A 17,061-nucleotide genomic window follows, 5' to 3' on the forward strand; every position below is an offset into this window, starting at 1 on the left:
TTAGGCTCTTATAATCTCACTGCGTGGATCACACCTTTTCAAATTCTAATAAATAGCTTGTTTATCAGAATTTCAGCCATGCCAGAAGAGGTGAGTCATAGATAGCCAGACCTGTAATTCACTATCTCTGAAGCTCATCTATGCCATCAATTGATACCTTTGATTTCTAACTATGAATCAATCAACTTCATATCCTTCCCTCTTTATTTTCGGTGAATTTTACCTGTTTCTAATCCCCATATAAAACACCCCAGTTCTCTTGCGATAGCTGTAACGGCAACATTTCTAGGCTTCCCTTGATATATCATGCGATAATATTTTCTTTGTAACCTTTCTACAGCCTGATCCGCATAAGCAATCACTTCGCTTCGTTGCCCTTTTTGTCTTGCTTTCACTCGCTTCGATTTTAATCCGATTGCTCCTTTTACCAACGCATTTGCACATTCTACAAGAGTAGACCTAACGGTCGAATTTCCTTGTTTTGTAATCGAACGTCGACTGATTTTCTCTCCACTTGAGCTTTCGCTTGGCGTCAATCCTACATAAGCCATAAATGCTTTAGCCGTGGGAAAACGAGTGAAGTCTGCAATTTCCACATGAACAGTCATTGCCGATGTTGTATCTATACCTTTTAAGCATCTTAACTTTGCGATTGGTTCTTCGTACCTTTCACGATGAGATAATTCTTCTAATCTCAAACTGAACCGCTCAATTTTATCGACTAGAACATCATACTGTAATAGGTATTCGCCTAACGTTTCTTTGAATAATCCTTGTAGATCAAGATTCTTTAACCATTTCATATAAGCGATTGTCCAGCTTGATTTCCCTTCATACACATAGCCATGTCTTAAAAGGAATGCTTTTATCTGTTGTTTTATTTTTTTCAAAGATGTTTTAAAATCACCTAACATGCGGATATACTCTTTCACGGCAACATCCTCTTCTTCTGGAACATATACTTCTTTATAGGTGCCATTTGCTAAATTAAGAGCAATCATTTTGGCATCGAATTTATCATTTTTCACCATTTTGTTTTTTGATGAACTGTACATTGTTGTGGGAGCTAAAATATCACAATCAATTCCATTTTGTTCAAGAAGATTATGAAGTGAATACCCTAAACAACCAGCCTCATATCCAGCTTTAATTTTTATATCTTCACCATATTTTGTTTTCAGTTTCTCAACGAATTTTTTTACGAGAGATACATTTGAAGCACATCGTGCTTCTCTTACAATTTCCCCAGTTGTTCCGTGTAGTGCACATAAGCTAAAACTTTCCTTGTGGACATCCATCCCAATATATATTATATTTTCCATAGTGGCCTCCTATTATCATAGGGTATAACCCCATTCATAATGTTTTCATTCATTATTATGGGTTAAAATCCCTGACTTGATAATCTAGGAGGTCACTTCATATTATCTCTCTTTAATTGCAATAACAATACAAAAGCAATAGTGAATGATAGTGTCTAAAGGAGGAGAAAGAAGAAAGGAAGACTCCCTTTCTTCTTTACTCCATGTTTCCTAAAGTAGCTGCCATAACCGCTTTAATTGTATGCATTCTATTTTCAGCTTGATCAAATACTTTTGAATGTTTACTGCGGAATACTTCGTCAGTTACCTCCATTTCTTTCAACCCATATTTCTCGTAAACTTCTTCGCCATACATCGTTTCAACATCATGAAATGCAGGTAAACAATGTAAGAAAATCACGTTTTCATTCCCTGTTTCTTTAATCATTTTCATATTTACTTGATAAGGTCTCAATAACTCGACACGTTCAGCAAATTTTTCTTCTTCCCCCATAGACACCCATACATCTGTATAAATTACATCTGCATTCGCAACAGCTTCTTCCACATTACTTGTTATCATTACCTGTTCATTATATTTTTTTGCTAAATCAATTACTTCTTGTGCAGGCCATAAAGATTCTGGTGTGCAAATACGTACATCCATTCCAACGATTGCTCCACCAACTAGTAAGCTATTAGCAACATTATTTCGTCCATCTCCAACGTAAACGAGCTTCACATTTTTCAACTTCCCTACATGTTCTCTAATTGTTAATAAATCTGCTAGTGTTTGTGTTGGATGCCACATGTCTGTTAATCCATTCCAAACTGGCACACCAGAATTTTGTGCTAAAGATTCTACAGTCTCATGATTAAATCCACGAAACTCAATTCCGTCAAACATACGCCCTAACACTTTTGCTGTATCCTCTACGGATTCTTTTTTCCCAAGCTGAATATCACCTTTCCCTAAATATTCAGGATTCGCCCCTAAATCTGTACTTGCTACTGTAAATGCACAGCGCGTACGAGTGGAGGTTTTTTCAAATAAGAGCGCTACATTCTTATCTTCTAAATAATGATGCGGGATACCATTTTTCTTTTTCTCTTTTAATTCTGCTGCCAAATCTAGAAAATATAACAATTCTTCTTGTGTAAAATCTTTTTCTGCTAGAAAGCTTCTTCCTTTTAAATTTGGTCTAGTCATTAACATACTTCATCCCTACTTTCTCCGTTATTTATACTAAATATCTTTACGAACAATTGGCATACTCATGCAACGTGGACCCCCACGACCACGAGATAATTCCGAACTTAGCACTTCAATTACTTCTATACCGTGCTCCCGTAATAACGTATTGGATACATAGTTGCGATCATATGTAACAACTACACCTGGTGCGATTGCTAATGTGTTCGAGCCATCATTCCATTGTTCACGAGCAGAAGCAATTACATCTCCTCCTCCACATGGAATAAGAACTAATTCACTTAAGCCTAATACCTCTTTTAATGCTTCCATTAAAGAAGTACGATGTGTAATTTTAAGAGTTTCCTCATCTGATCCTTTTTCTAAAATATAAATATTCATATTCCCTTTTGGCCCTTGAATGGCTGGATGAATTGTAAACTTGTCATAATCAACCATTGTAAATACTGTATCTAAATGCATAAATGCTCGGCATTTTGGAATTTCTATTGCTAACACTTTCTTAATTTTATTTTGTCGGCTAAAGAGATTTTTAGCTAAACGTTCAATTGCTTTAGCTGAAGTACGAGCAGACACTCCAATCGCAATTGTTTCTTCATTTAAAATTAGCTCGTCGCCACCTTCAATTGGAAATTTATAATCACGATCTAACCAGATTGGTACATTATGTTTTGCAAATCTTGGGTGATATTTAATGATGTACTCCATGAATAATGATTCACGTCTACGCGCTGGTTCTCTCATCTTATTTATCGTTAAGCCATCGCCCACGCTAGCTGCTGGATCACGAGTAAAATATAAATTAGGCATTGGATCTAAGTAAAACGGATAATGATCTTCCATTAATTCATATAAATGTGTCTTCTTACTTGTTTCAATTTCGTTTTTCCGTACACCGCCCATAATTTTTTGAATTAATTCTTCATTTGAAAAGGAAAGTAAATATTCTTTTAAAGTTTGATGTGCAACATTTACGTCAGCCTGTCCTTCTTTTAAAATACGATCAACAAATTCTTCTCGAAGTTTTTTATCTACTAACGCCTCAGCGGCTAGTTTTTCTAAATAAAGAACTTCAACACCCCGATTGCGTAACGTTTGTGCAAAATAATCATGCTCTTTTTGAATAATTGGTAAGTATGGAATATCATCAAATAATAATTGCTGCAAATAATCTGGCGTCAAGTTTTCCACTTCTTTACCCGGTCGTTTTAATAAAACCGTTTGTAATTCCCCAATTTCTGAAGTAACATGTATCGGATGTTTCATTTGTTGTACCTCCTTTTAAATATGTTTGATGTCTTACAAGTACATAATAAATGCTCTGCACTTTCATCTTTGTGAAAGCATCCACATTATCATTGTGAAATATTAAACAAGTTATTTTTTTAAAATCATACGAATTTGTATTTTTATAACAAACTCTCTCGCTTTTTCAATAAAAAACACATATATTACGCATATATGTTGAATATTCAACTTCCGTATTTAAACAAAAATCCTGTTTTTAATTTTATTAAAAACAGGATTTTTACATCTAAATAATTAAATTTAATCTTTCTTCTATAATCTCCCTATCTGATTTCGACTGTGAAATTATAAGGCATGTATCATTTCCACATATACATCCTATTTTTTCTTTCCAATCTAACTCATCAAATAAAACACCAATAACATGTGCATTACCAGGTAATGTTTTAATAACCATTAATTGATCTACACAATCAATTTTCACAACAACTTCTCGTAATTTTTTCTTTAACTTTATATCAGTTTGTAAATGCTCTTCTGAGAAAACTTTATATATCATTAATCCTTCTTGAGAAGGTACCTTCGTTAAGTTTAACTCACGAATATCGCGAGAAACCGTAGCTTGTGTTACTAATACATCTTTTTTTGCTAACAATTCTACTAATCTTTCTTGCTTATCTATTTCATACTCCTTTACAAATTGTTTAATTAACCGTTGTCTTTTTTCTTTTTTCATAAAAGACACCCCTTTTAATATTATAGCTCGCTATAATTTTCATCCGAAAGGGAGAGAAAAGAATGTTGCGGAAACGTTCATAGTTTAACTGTAAATATTAAATCAAACTAAATAAAAAAGAGAAGAACAGCATTCTGTTCTTCCTTTTACATTGAAAATCGTTCAATTGTTTGTTTCAAATCAGTTGCTTGCTTCTCTAAATCTTTTAATAATTGATCGATTACTATCATATTTTTAGACTGTTGTAGCGTCACACGCGCCACTTCTTGCGAACCAGCTGACGTTTCTTCAGCAATTGCTGCTACAGCTTTTGTTTGTGCTCCTGTTTGATGAATGTGGCTCACTTGTTCATTCATATAACTACTAATTTGCTGAGTTGCATCGGCTACTTCCATAACACTTGATGACATTTCTTTTAAAATTAATTCCGTAGCTTCCCCACGTTTCGCCTCTTCTTTAGCTATTTTCACTTGTTCTGTCATTTTCATTGCAACTTGTTGTACTTCATCTTGCATATTCCGTAATAAATGAGATATGTTTCTTGCAGAATGATCACTTTCATCAGCAAGTTTACGTACTTCTTCCGCAACAACCGCAAAACCTCTTCCATGCTCTCCTGCGCGAGCTGCCTCAATAGAAGCATTTAGTGCTAATAAATTCGTTTGGCTAGCAATCGCACTCACAACAGACACAATATGTTCTACTTGTTTCATTCGTTCTTCTAACTTCTGTACATTTTGCATTGAATCTTCATTTTCTTTTGCCAATGTTTGAATACCTTGAATTAAAGACGTAAAGACACGAGTACTATGCCCTAAAGCTTGAACCATTTCTGAAGACAACGTATCAGACTGCTTCGCTTTTTCTTCTACTTCACTTGCAATAGACGTCGTTGTATCAACAGCAGAAACAATTGCTTGAATTGATGCTGCTGATTGCTCAGCGCCTGAAGAAATCTCTGCAAGAGTCTCAGATACACCTTGCGCTTGTCTCGTTGCTTCTCCTGTTTGTTTTCTAATCTGCTGTACTTGATTGTTTGTATAAGAAAATGTTGTATCAATATTTTTTACCATGCCCCTTAAGTTTCCTAACATCATATTAAATGCAACACTTAAAGATTTAATTTCATCATCTGTCTTCGGTAATGGAACATCTTCACGAATATCACCCTCAGCTGCTTTTCTTGCCGCTTCCTCTAACTTGCGAAGTGGTTTAATTAAAAATACGGCTGCTCCATATGCTAAAATTCCAGACCATACTACCCCTAATAACATAACGATAATATTATATACAGTTTGACTTACATAACTTTGAAAATAATCGTATATCACGTAAATAAAAAATATACTTGTTGAATATGTAATAAAAGCTAAAACTGTAGTGAATAGCATAAGTTGTGTACGTAATCCAAAAGAAAATGTTTTTCTTTCTTTTTCCATCTTCCCTTTCCCCCTCGTATATTAATATTTAAGCCCTATCTCAGGCTTAGTTTTTCTCTCTAATAAGAGTCCAGTAATAAAGAAAATACTTGGACGTCTCAAGATATTTCTAGATAATGGTCTTAGGATCATTTGGGACAATTCTGTATTCCCCTGTGGATTTACCACACGAAAAGAGTGTTTCTCAGTGAACGCGCGGGGCTCCCTACTCGCAGGCTGAGCAGCCTGATCCTCGAACCTAGATGTTAGTAGCTCTAGGGCGGCTTTCGATTCAGGACTAGCTCTTATACACGAGGTTGTTGGTCGGCGTACACACTAGAGATATCTCGAGACGTCCAAGCAATGATTCTAAATCGAAAGGAGGTCTCTTACGTGAGATTATTTGTTGGTCTAGATGTAAGTTCGTTTGATATGAAAGTTTGCTTTTTAAATGGTGAAGGAGAAAAGCTAGATTCTTTTTCAGTCAGTAATGACTTACCAGGTGCACAGGTACTTAAAGAACGATTATTACAGTGCACAACCAATCAAGAGGTTGAAACTTTAAAAATCGGCTTAGAATCTACATCTGTTTACAGTTTTCACCCATCCATGTTTCTCCATCATGACGAAGACTTAAAAAGATTTGGCACAAAGGTATTTCTTCTAAATCCAAAACAAGTCGCAAACTTCAAGAAAAGTTATTCAGACATGAATAAGACTGACGAAATTGATGCCTTTGTCATCGCTGATTATTTACGATTTGGGCGAAATCAAATGTCCATCGTGAAAGAAAGTCAATACGTGGCATTACAGCAATTAACAAGAGCTCGTTATCAACTCGTTAGAATGTTGACAAAGGAGAAACAACATTTTCTACAACACCTAAGTTATAAATGTAATACGTTCTCACAAGAAGTCGATTCTTCTATATTTGGTAACGCCATGATGGAATTGTTCCTTGAAAAATTCAGTCTAGAAGAGCTAGCTGACATGCCTTTAGAGGAACTCGCTGAGTTCCTACAGGAAAAGAGTAAAAATCGATTTGGTGACCCGAAATGTGTCGCATCAACCATTCAAAAGGCTGTTCGCACGTCGTACCGTTTAGATAAGGTGGTAGAAGACTCAATCGATATTCTTTTAGGAACATCAATCGAAATCATTCGTACCTATCAAAGACAAATTAAAGAACTAGAAAAATCTATTAAGCGGATCATGGCTGGATTAACGCAAACATTAGAATCCATTCCTGGAATCGGGCCTATATATGCCGCTGGTATTATCGCTGAAATTGGCCAAATCGAAAGATTTGACGATGAAACCAAAATCGCAAAATATGCCGGGTTATATTGGCGTACATACCAGTCTGGCCGGTTCACCGCTGAAAATACTTCATTATCTCGTAATGGGAATCATTACTTGCGGTATTACTTAGTTGAAGCCGCCAACTCTGTAAGAAAGCATGTATTGGAATACCAAGAATATTACGCAAAAAAGTATAATGAAGTACCAAAACATCAACACAAACGTGCACTCGTTCTAACCGCAAGAAAATTTGTGCGATTGGTGGATGCGCTACTACGTAATCACCAACTCTTTACGCCTGAAAGGTGTGTGAAAGTGTGACATAAAACTTGTCATCGCTACCTTTCAATCAATTCCAGTATTTTACATGCGGTGCTGGTCTAGTTTCGTGATGTCTTTTTTAAGCAATTTGTCCTTTGATAACTTCAAAATATATTATTTTTCAGTTGACATACTACCGCAGGTCTTTTTATAAGCAATATAAATACTACCTATATATTATTATCCATATTTTCATTATAGAAGGATATAGAGATTTTAAAAATCATTATTTCTTTGAATATCAAATTGCACGAAAAAAATAAAGGATTCTGACAATTTATGACTAATAACAGAAATACGGGGCAACATTTGTAAAATATATTTTTAACTGGGGGTTTTGTATGATTCAAGTTCGAAATCTAGTAAAATCATTCGGTTCACTTGATGTGTTAAAAGGAATTGATTTAGAAGTAAAAGAAAAAGAAGTTGTTGTTTTAATTGGTGCCAGTGGTTCTGGTAAAAGTACATTACTTCGCTGTCTTAACTTTTTAGAAATGTACGATGAAGGCGAAATTCACTTACAAGGTGAGCGAATTGATCCAAAGCATTCAAATTTAAATAAAGTCCGTGAAAATGTCGGTATGGTTTTTCAGCACTTTAACCTCTTTCCTCATATGACCTCACTAGAAAACATCATAGAAGCACCTATTCATGTAAAAAAATTAGAGAAAGCAAATGCACAGGATATTGGAAATCAACTTCTCCAAAAAGTCGGCCTTCAAGATAAAGCGGATGTAACTCCTCATCTTCTTTCAGGTGGTCAAAAACAGCGCATTGCCATTGCACGAGCTCTTGCAATGAGCCCTAAGATTATGCTATTTGATGAGCCTACCTCAGCTTTAGACCCTGAACTTGTTGGAGAAGTATTGCAAGTTATGAAAGAACTTGCTGAAGAAGGGATGACAATGGTTATTGTTACTCATGAAATGAATTTCGCAAAAGATGTAGCTGATCGCGTCATCTTTATGGACGATGGAAAGATTGTAGAAGATGCTCCGCCAGCACAATTCTTTTCAGCTCCATCACATGAACGAGCAAAACAATTTTTACGTAACGTTTTATAATGTAACTTCTGTTTCAAACGAAAAGGAATACATTCATACGGTGCACAACTAATCATCCAAATAAAATATTTCAATAACATACTGAAAAACATCCGTATGATCAATATATAGGAGGGGTTTTATGAAAAGAAAACTATTAACCATTGTTGCGAGCATTACACTATGTACATCCTTCATACTAGGAGCTTGTAGCAAAGAAAGTTCTACTACTTCATCAAATGGTGAAAAAGAATTTCGCTATGCGATGAGTGGATTATACAAACCTTTTAACTATAAAGAAAATGACGGCAAACTTGTCGGTTTTGATGTAGAAATCGGTGAAGCTCTTGCTAAAAAGATGAACATGAAGGCTACGCCAGTTACAAACCCATGGGAAACGCTAATTCAAGGTCTTCAAGCGAAGAAATATGATGTAATACTGGGTAGTATGGCAATTACAGAGGAGCGCTTAAAAGCTGTTAGTTTCTCAAATCCGTACTATCGCTCTGGCGCCCAAATTTTTGTAGCTAAAAAGAATACCGCTATCTCTTCTCCAGAAGATTTAAAAGGTAAGAAAATTGGTGTTGTAAAAGCTAGTACCTTTAAAAATCTTGTTGCAAAATATACAGATCAAATCACAGAATATGACAGTGATATTACTGCTCTTATGGATTTAGAGCCTGGGCGTGTTGACGCAGTAATTACGGATCAAATGGTTGGTCTACGTATGATAAAAGAAGGAAAATCGAATATAAAAGAAGCCGGAAAACCATTAAATCTTGATGAAATGGGAATTGCTATTCGCAAAGATAATAAAGAAATGGTTGAGAAAGTAAATAAAGCGTTAGATGAAATCATTAAAGATGGTACGTATGATAAGATCAGTAAAAAATGGTTCGGACGTAATATTCTTGGTGAAGAGGAAAAAACGAAGTAAGTAAGTTAGCCATTCAAAAGATTCATAAACAGTGCCCCACTGATTAAGTGTTCATTTTATGTGGGGCATTTCATTCTCTACTAAAATCTATACAATATGAGGTGAAACGCATGTTTGAAATTTTTATCTCTTCCTATCCCACACTCTTAAAAGCTACTATTGTCACATTACAATTAACATTAACTTCCCTAGTACTCGGTTCATTAATTGGATTATTATTCGCTTTCTTTCGAATCTCTAACAATAAAGTTTTAAATAGTATCGCTCATGTCTACATTGCTATTATTCGTGGTACACCTTTAATTGTTCAAATTGCCATTCTCTATTTTGGAATTACATCTGTTGTTGTTTTCACCCCTTTTTGGGCAGGAGCAATCGCTTTAGCAATTCATAACGGTGCATATATTACGGAAATTTTCCGTGGATCTATTCAATCCGTTGACCGAGGACAATTAGAAGCAGCTCGCTCTTTAGGCATGCCTTATCCTTTAGCTATGCGACGAATTATATTACCACAAGCATTTCGTCTGTCTCTTCCTCCTCTAGGAAACCAATTTATTATCGGATTAAAAGATTCTTCACTTGTTGCTTATGTAGGAATGTCCGAATTATGGGGATCGGGTTTATCAATTGCAGCAGGTAACTTCCAACAATTAGATACTTACATAATCGTTGGTGCATACTATCTCGTACTTGTTCTTCTATTTACTTATTTTGTTAATCTTTTAGAAAAACGATTACAACGAAAAGAAACTAACTCCTTCCAAGTCAATAAAAAGAACAAAAAGGAAGTTTCTTTATAAGAAAAAGCAAGCCTGAGATGGCTTGCTTTTTCACTGCAAAAATATATTAATTTTTACTGATTTATTTTTTTAATACTCTCTTTTTCTTCTATATGTTCCTCACGATATGAAATATTATGAGGGTCTAAGCCATTTCCTAAAGAACCGTAGAAATGCTCTCTATGCGGATCAACTAATTCACTTCCGTGATAATACACACGTGGTGTATTCCAAAGTGCTGCCAATGCTTTTGTCATCGGCATTTCGTGATAACGTTCCGGCCACATTTCTTTAATCTTCTCTTTTACTAACGGATAGTATTTAGAGCTCATAGCAGGGAACAGATGATGTTCTGTATGATATGAGAAATTGAAATGCAAAACGTCTACCCAGCGCGGCACTGTTACTGATAAGCAGTTTGCTAACGGATCATTTACTGGAACAATTGGATTTAAGCGGTGATTTGTTGCGATATATGCCATTACAATAAAGTTAGCAATTAACAACGGAATGACATATGCAAATAACCATTTTCCAGGTCCCATAATAAACAATAAACTAATCCAAACTGTCCAAGGCAAAAGAAGTTGAAGCCATACAGATTTTTGATTGGATGACTTGAACTCTTTTATAAAATGAAAGAACATTCGAGTCGAATGCAATGTAAATTGAATTGTTAGTGACAGAAAACTAAAGAATGAACGTACATGTAGAGGCATACGATATACCCAACTCAAAAACTTACTCTTCTTAAGTTTCTCAAGTGTCGGCCATGCATCCGGATCATTCTCTTCATGCTGTGTATGAACATGATGCGTTGCATTATGCCACTTTCTCCAAAGCTTTGGCCCTGTTGATAATGGCATAAATGCAATCGCTCCTAAGAAGTCACGAAGCCATGCCTTTCTTACAACAGTTCCATGTAAAATTTCATGCCCTAAAAATCCTAGTGAAGCAAAACATAATCCAAGAACAATCGCAATTCCTAGATTCGCCCACACATTCAATTCAAATACACCAATCGATATTAATCCCGACAATGCCACAAGCAAATAAGCCAATCCACCAAATAAACGAGTAGGCACTGGTTTAAATGCTTTTTTCGGCAAATGTGGTGATACACGTGCTGCATACCACCCAAATGTATGAAGCTCCTTCATCCTTTTGCCCCTTTCTTATGCCGCGCCTTGCGCAACTTACATATATCAATTCTTGCTTCCAGATTGATTTTACTAAATGATCCAAAAAGCATGTATTATAAGGAAAATATACTCACTCTATCGTCACTTATTTTTCGCTTTTATTATCAATGAAAAACATTTCTCTTTTTACTCTCTATCAACCTTTCCACATGATGAATCATAACAATAGAATTTCTATATTGTCAACAACTTTTATGACCTAGTAATAAAAGTTGGTTATATTTTTATAATCATACTTTATTTCACTAAAGAAAATGTATATATTACATAAGGATTTATCCACTATCTATAGACATTTTCTTAAACGCCATAGACCCTATCTCATTCAATAAATCTCTATGTAATCAACAAACAGAATCACTTGAATTTAGTTTTATATAAATCCTACTTCTTCATAATGCCCCACCTAATTAATTATATCAAAATAATTTATAACCTCTTTTAATAAAAATAGACTTCTTCTAAAACAACACACATGAATTTCATATAATATGGAAATATTAAAAGGAAAATTGTTCTAAAATCAGGAGGTTTCAGCAATGACAAGTGATACATTTCCACAACTGCCGCTATCTTATTGGATTGAATCTACTCAGTTTCCTACTTTCCCTCGTTTATCCGAAAATATAAAGGCGAAAGTTGCTATTATCGGTGCTGGTATTACAGGTATTACTACTGCCTATTTACTTGCAAAAGAAGGCATCGATGTTGTTTTAATTGATTCTGGTCGTATTTTAAACGGGACGACTGGGCATACAACAGCGAAAGTAACAGCACAACATGATCTTATTTATGATGAATTAATAAATCACTTCGGTGTAGAAAAGGCCGGGCTTTACTATGAATCAAATAATCAGGCTCTACAATTCATAAACGAAACTGTTCAAACATATAAAATCGACTGTAATTTCTCAAATGAAGATTCATATTTATATACAACTACTGATAACGGATTAAGAAATTTATCGAAAGAATATGAAGCTTATCAAAAATTAAATATACCTTGTGATTATGTTCAATCTCTATCGATTCCTATTCCAGTACAATCTGCACTTGTCATGAAAAATCAAGCACAATTCCATCCCCTTCTTTATTTAAAAACACTTTTAGAAAAGTTTGTGGAGATGGGTGGAAAGGTCTACGAACAAACAACAGCTATGGATGTGGAAAAGGGAGATTATCCACAAATAATTACAAAAGAGGGCCATCATATCACTTGTGAATATGTTGTCTCTTGTTCACATTTTCCTTTTTATGATGCGAATAGCTTTTTCTTTACGCGAATGTACGCAGAACGCTCCTACGCTCTTGCAATAAAAGCCAAAACAGATTATCCAGGTGGCATGTATTTAAGTATTGATGATCCAAAGCGCTCCTTACGCTATATAACAAACAATGGAGAGAAATTAATTTTAATTGGCGGAGAAAGTCATAAAACAGGACAAGGAATAAATACGATGCTTCATTATGAAGCACTCTATTCTTTTGCTGAAGCAACTTTTGGAATAGACGAGGTTCCTTATAGATGGTCAGCACAAGATTTAATCACTCTAGATAAGCTTCCTTATATCGGACATATTAACGAAAGAAATCCAAATATATTTGTTGCAACTGGATATCGCAAATGGGGAATGACAACTGGAACTGCTGCCGCTCAGCTACTGAAGGACTCCATCCTAAAAGTCCACAGTCCCTATAAAGAACTGTATGCACCATCACGCTTCCATGCAAATCCAGATATAAAAACGTTCCTCTCCCAGAACATTGATGTTGCGAAACATTTAATTGAAGGAAAGATCGAAACCGCATTACGTAAGCCAGAAGATCTCGAAGTTGGTGAAGGATCTGTCGTACATGTTAACGGTAAACGAGCAGGTGCTTATAAGGACAAAGAAGGAAAATTACATATCGTCGATACAACTTGTACACATCTCGGCTGTGAAGTTGAATGGAATAATGGTGATTGTACCTGGGATTGTCCTTGCCATGGTTCTCGTTTTTCAATTGAAGGAGACGTTCTTGAAGGTCCAGCAGATCAACCGTTAAAACGAGTTGATAATGAGTGAACAAATAAAGAAGTTCAACATAATTACTGTTGAACTTCTTTATTTGTTATAAAACCTTTTCAGATAAATTTCAACACAGGGAGGAAAATATTAACATTAAATGAAATAATATATTCATCTACAAATTAAAAAGGGGGGGAATATTATGCAACCTTCAGCTCCACCTCATCTAGAATCTACAGAAACTATCTTTTCAAGCTCTATTACAAAACTTGTTGTTTTTATTTGTTGGCTAGCCATTTTAGCTGATGGATATGATTTAGGTATTTACGGTGCCGTTCTACCAATGCTCCTAGAAGACAAAAGCTGGGCGCTATCACCATCGCACGCTGGCACAATTGCAAGCTATGCTTTATTTGGGATGTTTATTGGGGCTATTCTAGTTGGAACGATTACAGATCTAATTGGACGTAAATGGACGCTTATATGCTGTTTAGCACTTTTTTCTATCACAATGGGTTTAGCGGCTATCGCTCCTTCTCCTGAGTTATTTGGATTATCTCGATTTATAGGAGGAATCGGATTAGGCGGTGTTATCCCAACAGCTTCAGCACTTACTGTTGAATATTCACCCAAAAAAAGGCAATCTTTTATTTATGCTCTTATGTTTACTGGCTATCCTTTAGGTATCGTGTTAGGTGCTATTTTGTCTATATTTATGTTAGAAGATTTCGGATGGAGAATTATGTTTGGTATCGGAATGATTCCACTACTCCTCATTCCTTTCATTATTCGCTATTTACCTGAGTCCATTCAATTTTTATTATCACGTAATCGCCAAGAAGAAGTGAACCAAATTCTTAATCGTTTTCCAATTGAATTTCATGTGAAAAATAAAACTCATCAAGCTCCATCTACTATACAAAAGAAAAATGGATTTACTACGTTATTCTCAAAAGAATACATAAAAGCAACGCTACTTTTTTGGATCACTTATATAATGGGAATGTTTTTAATATACGGTTTAAACACTTGGTTACCACAGATGATGCGCCAGGCAGGATATCCTCTTGGGTCTAGTCTGTCATTTCTACTTATGCTAAATATTACCGCAGCTATCGGCGCATTATTCGCTGGAGCAATTGCTGATCGTATAGGAGCAAAAATTGTTATTAGCATCTCTTATCTTATGGCAGCTATATGTATCGGACTATTAACAATCAAACCATCTGTTACAATCATTTATCTTTTAATTGGCCTTGCTGGTATTGGATCAGTCGGTATTACTCAAATATTAAATGCATATGTAACACAATACTTCCCATCACATATCCGAGCTACCTCCTTAGGCTGGGGACTGGGGCTTGGCCGAGTTGGTGCAATTGCTGGCCCAATTCTTGTCGGTATTATTATGACAATGCAATATGACTTAGCATGGAATTTTTACTTATTCTCCTTTGCAGGTCTTATCGCAGCTATATCTGTTTTCTTCATTCCTACAAAATAAAAAGGGCACAAACTTACTTGTGCTCTTTTTCATATGCTTCAAACAACATATCTCGAAACAATGTATTTAAACTCTCAATATCGATTCCTGATCCCTTTTCAATTCCTTTTACATATTCCTGATAGTAATGAATTTGTTCTTCTAAAAATTGATTTAGCACCTTAATTTTCAATCCAACATCTAATTCAGTACCTGCTTTTTTCTTTATTAACAACTTTTCAATTTCATCTAATACGCTACGTTCTAATGATAATTCTGTAATCAATCGGTCAAATTCTACAGGAGGTAAAGTCGTTTTCTCTTCTAGCCACTTACAAGCTAAAATGGGACGTAATACATAAAAGTACTTTTTCAGCTTTACATTCTCACCTTGCAAAAATTCACGATAATTTTTCGACGCCATATGTAAATAATGATATATCGTTGCTTTTGGATCAAAATTCTTCTCACTCATCTGTTGAAGTAGTTCTGGAAAATTAGAGTTTTTCGAATAAAAAATTGGTGATCGAATCCACTCAAGTAAAGCAGGATTCGACTTCGCGAATAGTTGCAATGCCTTTTTAATATCCCAACCACTTATATCTAAATCATCGCTAATTGGATATTCAATTACATCTCGTTTATCATGAATTGATAAATACCATTCTACTGGATGTATATAAATAAACCTAACATCATAATCGCTATCTTTCGATGGAAACCCCCAAGCACGACTCCCTGATTCCACCGCAAATAAAATTTTCACATCATTCTCTTTTTCAATTCTTTCTAACTCCAACTCGATTTTCTCTCTCATTTCATAACAACTCCATTTTTTGATTATTTCCTTGGAAATTCGACAATACACTATTAATTTTACTACATACTAAAAAAACTGTCAGAAATTACTGACAGCCTAATGAAACGTCTATTGTTGCTTTTCAATTACAGTAGCAGCAATTCGTTCAAACTCTTTTTGAATCTCCTCTTTATATGCATCTACTATTGAAAAATCCATAGCAGCAATATAAATTCGTTCTAATTTATCACGAACCGATTTTGCTTTCGCTAAGAAAGACATCGCCTCATTCATTTTTGCTTTATATTGAATGGAGACATCACGAATTTCCTTCGCATATTTCTCATCCGTCCCTGGCGTAACAATAAGGGCATACATATCAATAATTTCATCACCCTCGCGACTTGGAAAATATTCATGTGGTGCGGTGCTATCAAAAATTGCAAATCCTAATTCTCTTACGATAACCATATCAAGACTATTCGGGTCAAATCCGCAATGATATACTTCAACTTCAAACCCTTTTTCCTCAGCTGCCTTAGCTAACTTTTTGAGCATCGTTGATTTTCCAGAGCCTGGGCGCCCTTTTATAAAATAACGATGTGGTAACCCTTCTGTTAAATTAGGAACAAAATCAACTGCTCCTTTCGGTGTAGCAGCTCCTAAAAAACGATGTTTTACAAGCGATTGTCTCCCGCTTTTATCTGCAAATAATTTCTGGATTAGCTGATTGGTTAGTTCATTTGCTTTATTAAAATCTATATTATCAATATATATCTTCTCCCACTCATCATGTATAACCAATGCCTCTTTAAAACGTGCGTAAGCAGACTGAAAAGCTTTGCTTGCTTCTGAAACAAATCTTTCAATTTCTAACTTCTGCTTTCTTAGTTTATCTGAGTCCCAAGCAATTCCTAAATTTATATACTCTTCAACAACTCCTGGCATTTTTGGCTCAATAACATGCGGCGATGTCCCATCAACAATTCCTACTTTTAATTTTGGGATAATTACACCATCAACCGATTTATTATCAGAAGAACAATGTAACAATTCAATATCATATCCTTTTTCAATCCATTCACGACCTATTGCCTTTATTAAAGAAGATTTTCCCGTTCCTGGGCCACCCTTTAAGATAAATAATCTGTCTAATCCTTTTAAATTCTCTTCGTATAAATTGTGAAATCCCCTAGCTGTATTACCACCAGCATAATAATTTAATACATTTCCTGTCACTGCACTCACTCCTTCGCAGCATTCTATT

The 17,061-nt window shown here is 35.2% G+C and carries 13 protein-coding genes and 2 pseudogenes; 6 read left to right on the plus strand and 9 right to left on the minus strand.

The genetic code is table 11. From position 1 onward, the window contains the following. Positions 1-203 precede the first annotated feature (203 nt). From MHI28_RS15805 to MHI28_RS36165, 6 genes and pseudogenes are all read right to left on the minus strand, one after another. Positions 204-1,322 carry an IS110 family transposase gene (locus tag MHI28_RS15805; protein ID WP_277548338.1) on the minus strand — a complete coding sequence of 373 codons (1,119 nt, stop codon included), beginning with the start codon at positions 1,320-1,322 and terminating at the stop codon, positions 204-206. Positions 1,323-1,518: 196 nt separating this feature from the next. Then, positions 1,519-2,517 (minus strand): ornithine carbamoyltransferase, encoded by a 999-nt coding sequence (gene argF / locus MHI28_RS15810; protein ID WP_000930286.1) that lies wholly within the window; start codon positions 2,515-2,517, stop codon positions 1,519-1,521. A 30-nt stretch (positions 2,518-2,547) separates the two neighbouring features. Next, on the minus strand, positions 2,548-3,780 hold the full coding sequence (arcA, locus tag MHI28_RS15815) for an arginine deiminase (RefSeq protein ID WP_000682331.1): 1,233 nt from the start codon (positions 3,778-3,780) through the stop codon (positions 2,548-2,550). Between the two features lie 268 nt (positions 3,781-4,048). After that, positions 4,049-4,498: an arginine repressor gene (gene argR, locus MHI28_RS15820; protein WP_000711826.1), complete on the minus strand. Its 450-nt coding sequence runs from the start codon at positions 4,496-4,498 to the stop codon at positions 4,049-4,051. Between the two features lie 146 nt (positions 4,499-4,644). Then, positions 4,645-5,217, minus strand: a pseudogene (locus tag MHI28_RS36160) (methyl-accepting chemotaxis protein); the annotation flags it as partial. A gap of 369 nt (positions 5,218-5,586) precedes the next feature. Beyond that, positions 5,587-5,937 (minus strand): annotated as a pseudogene (locus MHI28_RS36165) (HAMP domain-containing protein); the annotation flags it as partial. Positions 5,938-6,309: 372 nt separating this feature from the next. On the opposite strand from MHI28_RS36165, the gene MHI28_RS15830 reads away from it, so the two are divergent. The 4 genes from MHI28_RS15830 (at position 6,310) to MHI28_RS15845 (ending at position 10,322) form a co-directional block, all read left to right on the plus strand. Continuing rightward, on the plus strand, positions 6,310-7,539 hold the full coding sequence (locus MHI28_RS15830) for an IS110 family transposase (RefSeq protein WP_100909797.1): 1,230 nt from the start codon (positions 6,310-6,312) through the stop codon (positions 7,537-7,539). A gap of 341 nt (positions 7,540-7,880) precedes the next feature. Continuing rightward, the gene (locus MHI28_RS15835; protein WP_000616926.1) at positions 7,881-8,603 is read left to right on the plus strand and encodes an amino acid ABC transporter ATP-binding protein; all 723 of its coding nucleotides are present in this window, start codon (positions 7,881-7,883) and stop codon (positions 8,601-8,603) included. Positions 8,604-8,724: 121 nt separating this feature from the next. Continuing rightward, entirely contained in the window at positions 8,725-9,519 is a 795-nt protein-coding gene (locus MHI28_RS15840) for an ABC transporter substrate-binding protein (protein WP_000823756.1), read from the plus strand. 47 nt (positions 9,520-9,566) lie between these two features. Further along, on the plus strand, positions 9,567-10,322 hold the full coding sequence (locus MHI28_RS15845; protein WP_003255986.1) for an amino acid ABC transporter permease: 756 nt from the start codon (positions 9,567-9,569) through the stop codon (positions 10,320-10,322). 53 nt (positions 10,323-10,375) lie between these two features. On the opposite strand, the gene MHI28_RS15850 is transcribed toward MHI28_RS15845, so the two are convergent. Beyond that, entirely contained in the window at positions 10,376-11,461 is a 1,086-nt protein-coding gene (locus MHI28_RS15850) for a fatty acid desaturase family protein (protein WP_000661228.1), read from the minus strand. A 581-nt stretch (positions 11,462-12,042) separates the two neighbouring features. On the opposite strand from MHI28_RS15850, the gene MHI28_RS15855 reads away from it, so the two are divergent. After that, the gene (locus tag MHI28_RS15855) at positions 12,043-13,569 is read left to right on the plus strand and encodes an FAD-dependent oxidoreductase (protein WP_000199973.1); all 1,527 of its coding nucleotides are present in this window, start codon (positions 12,043-12,045) and stop codon (positions 13,567-13,569) included. A gap of 145 nt (positions 13,570-13,714) precedes the next feature. Beyond that, the gene (locus MHI28_RS15860) at positions 13,715-15,016 is read left to right on the plus strand and encodes an MFS transporter (protein ID WP_001183106.1); all 1,302 of its coding nucleotides are present in this window, start codon (positions 13,715-13,717) and stop codon (positions 15,014-15,016) included. A gap of 13 nt (positions 15,017-15,029) precedes the next feature. Here the strand turns inward: MHI28_RS15860 and MHI28_RS15865 are convergent, their stop codons facing one another. Then, entirely contained in the window at positions 15,030-15,812 is a 783-nt protein-coding gene (locus tag MHI28_RS15865; RefSeq protein WP_001208229.1) for a nucleotidyltransferase domain-containing protein, read from the minus strand. A 111-nt stretch (positions 15,813-15,923) separates the two neighbouring features. Then, positions 15,924-17,033, minus strand: a complete 1,110-nt coding sequence (locus MHI28_RS15870) for a PRK06851 family protein (RefSeq protein WP_000147466.1) — start codon at positions 17,031-17,033, stop codon at positions 15,924-15,926. Between the last annotated feature and the right edge of the window lie 28 nt (positions 17,034-17,061).

The organism is Bacillus sp. FSL K6-0268 (genome assembly GCF_038005425.1).
GTDB classification, from domain to species: domain Bacteria; phylum Bacillota; class Bacilli; order Bacillales; family Bacillaceae_G; genus Bacillus_A; species Bacillus_A thuringiensis_S.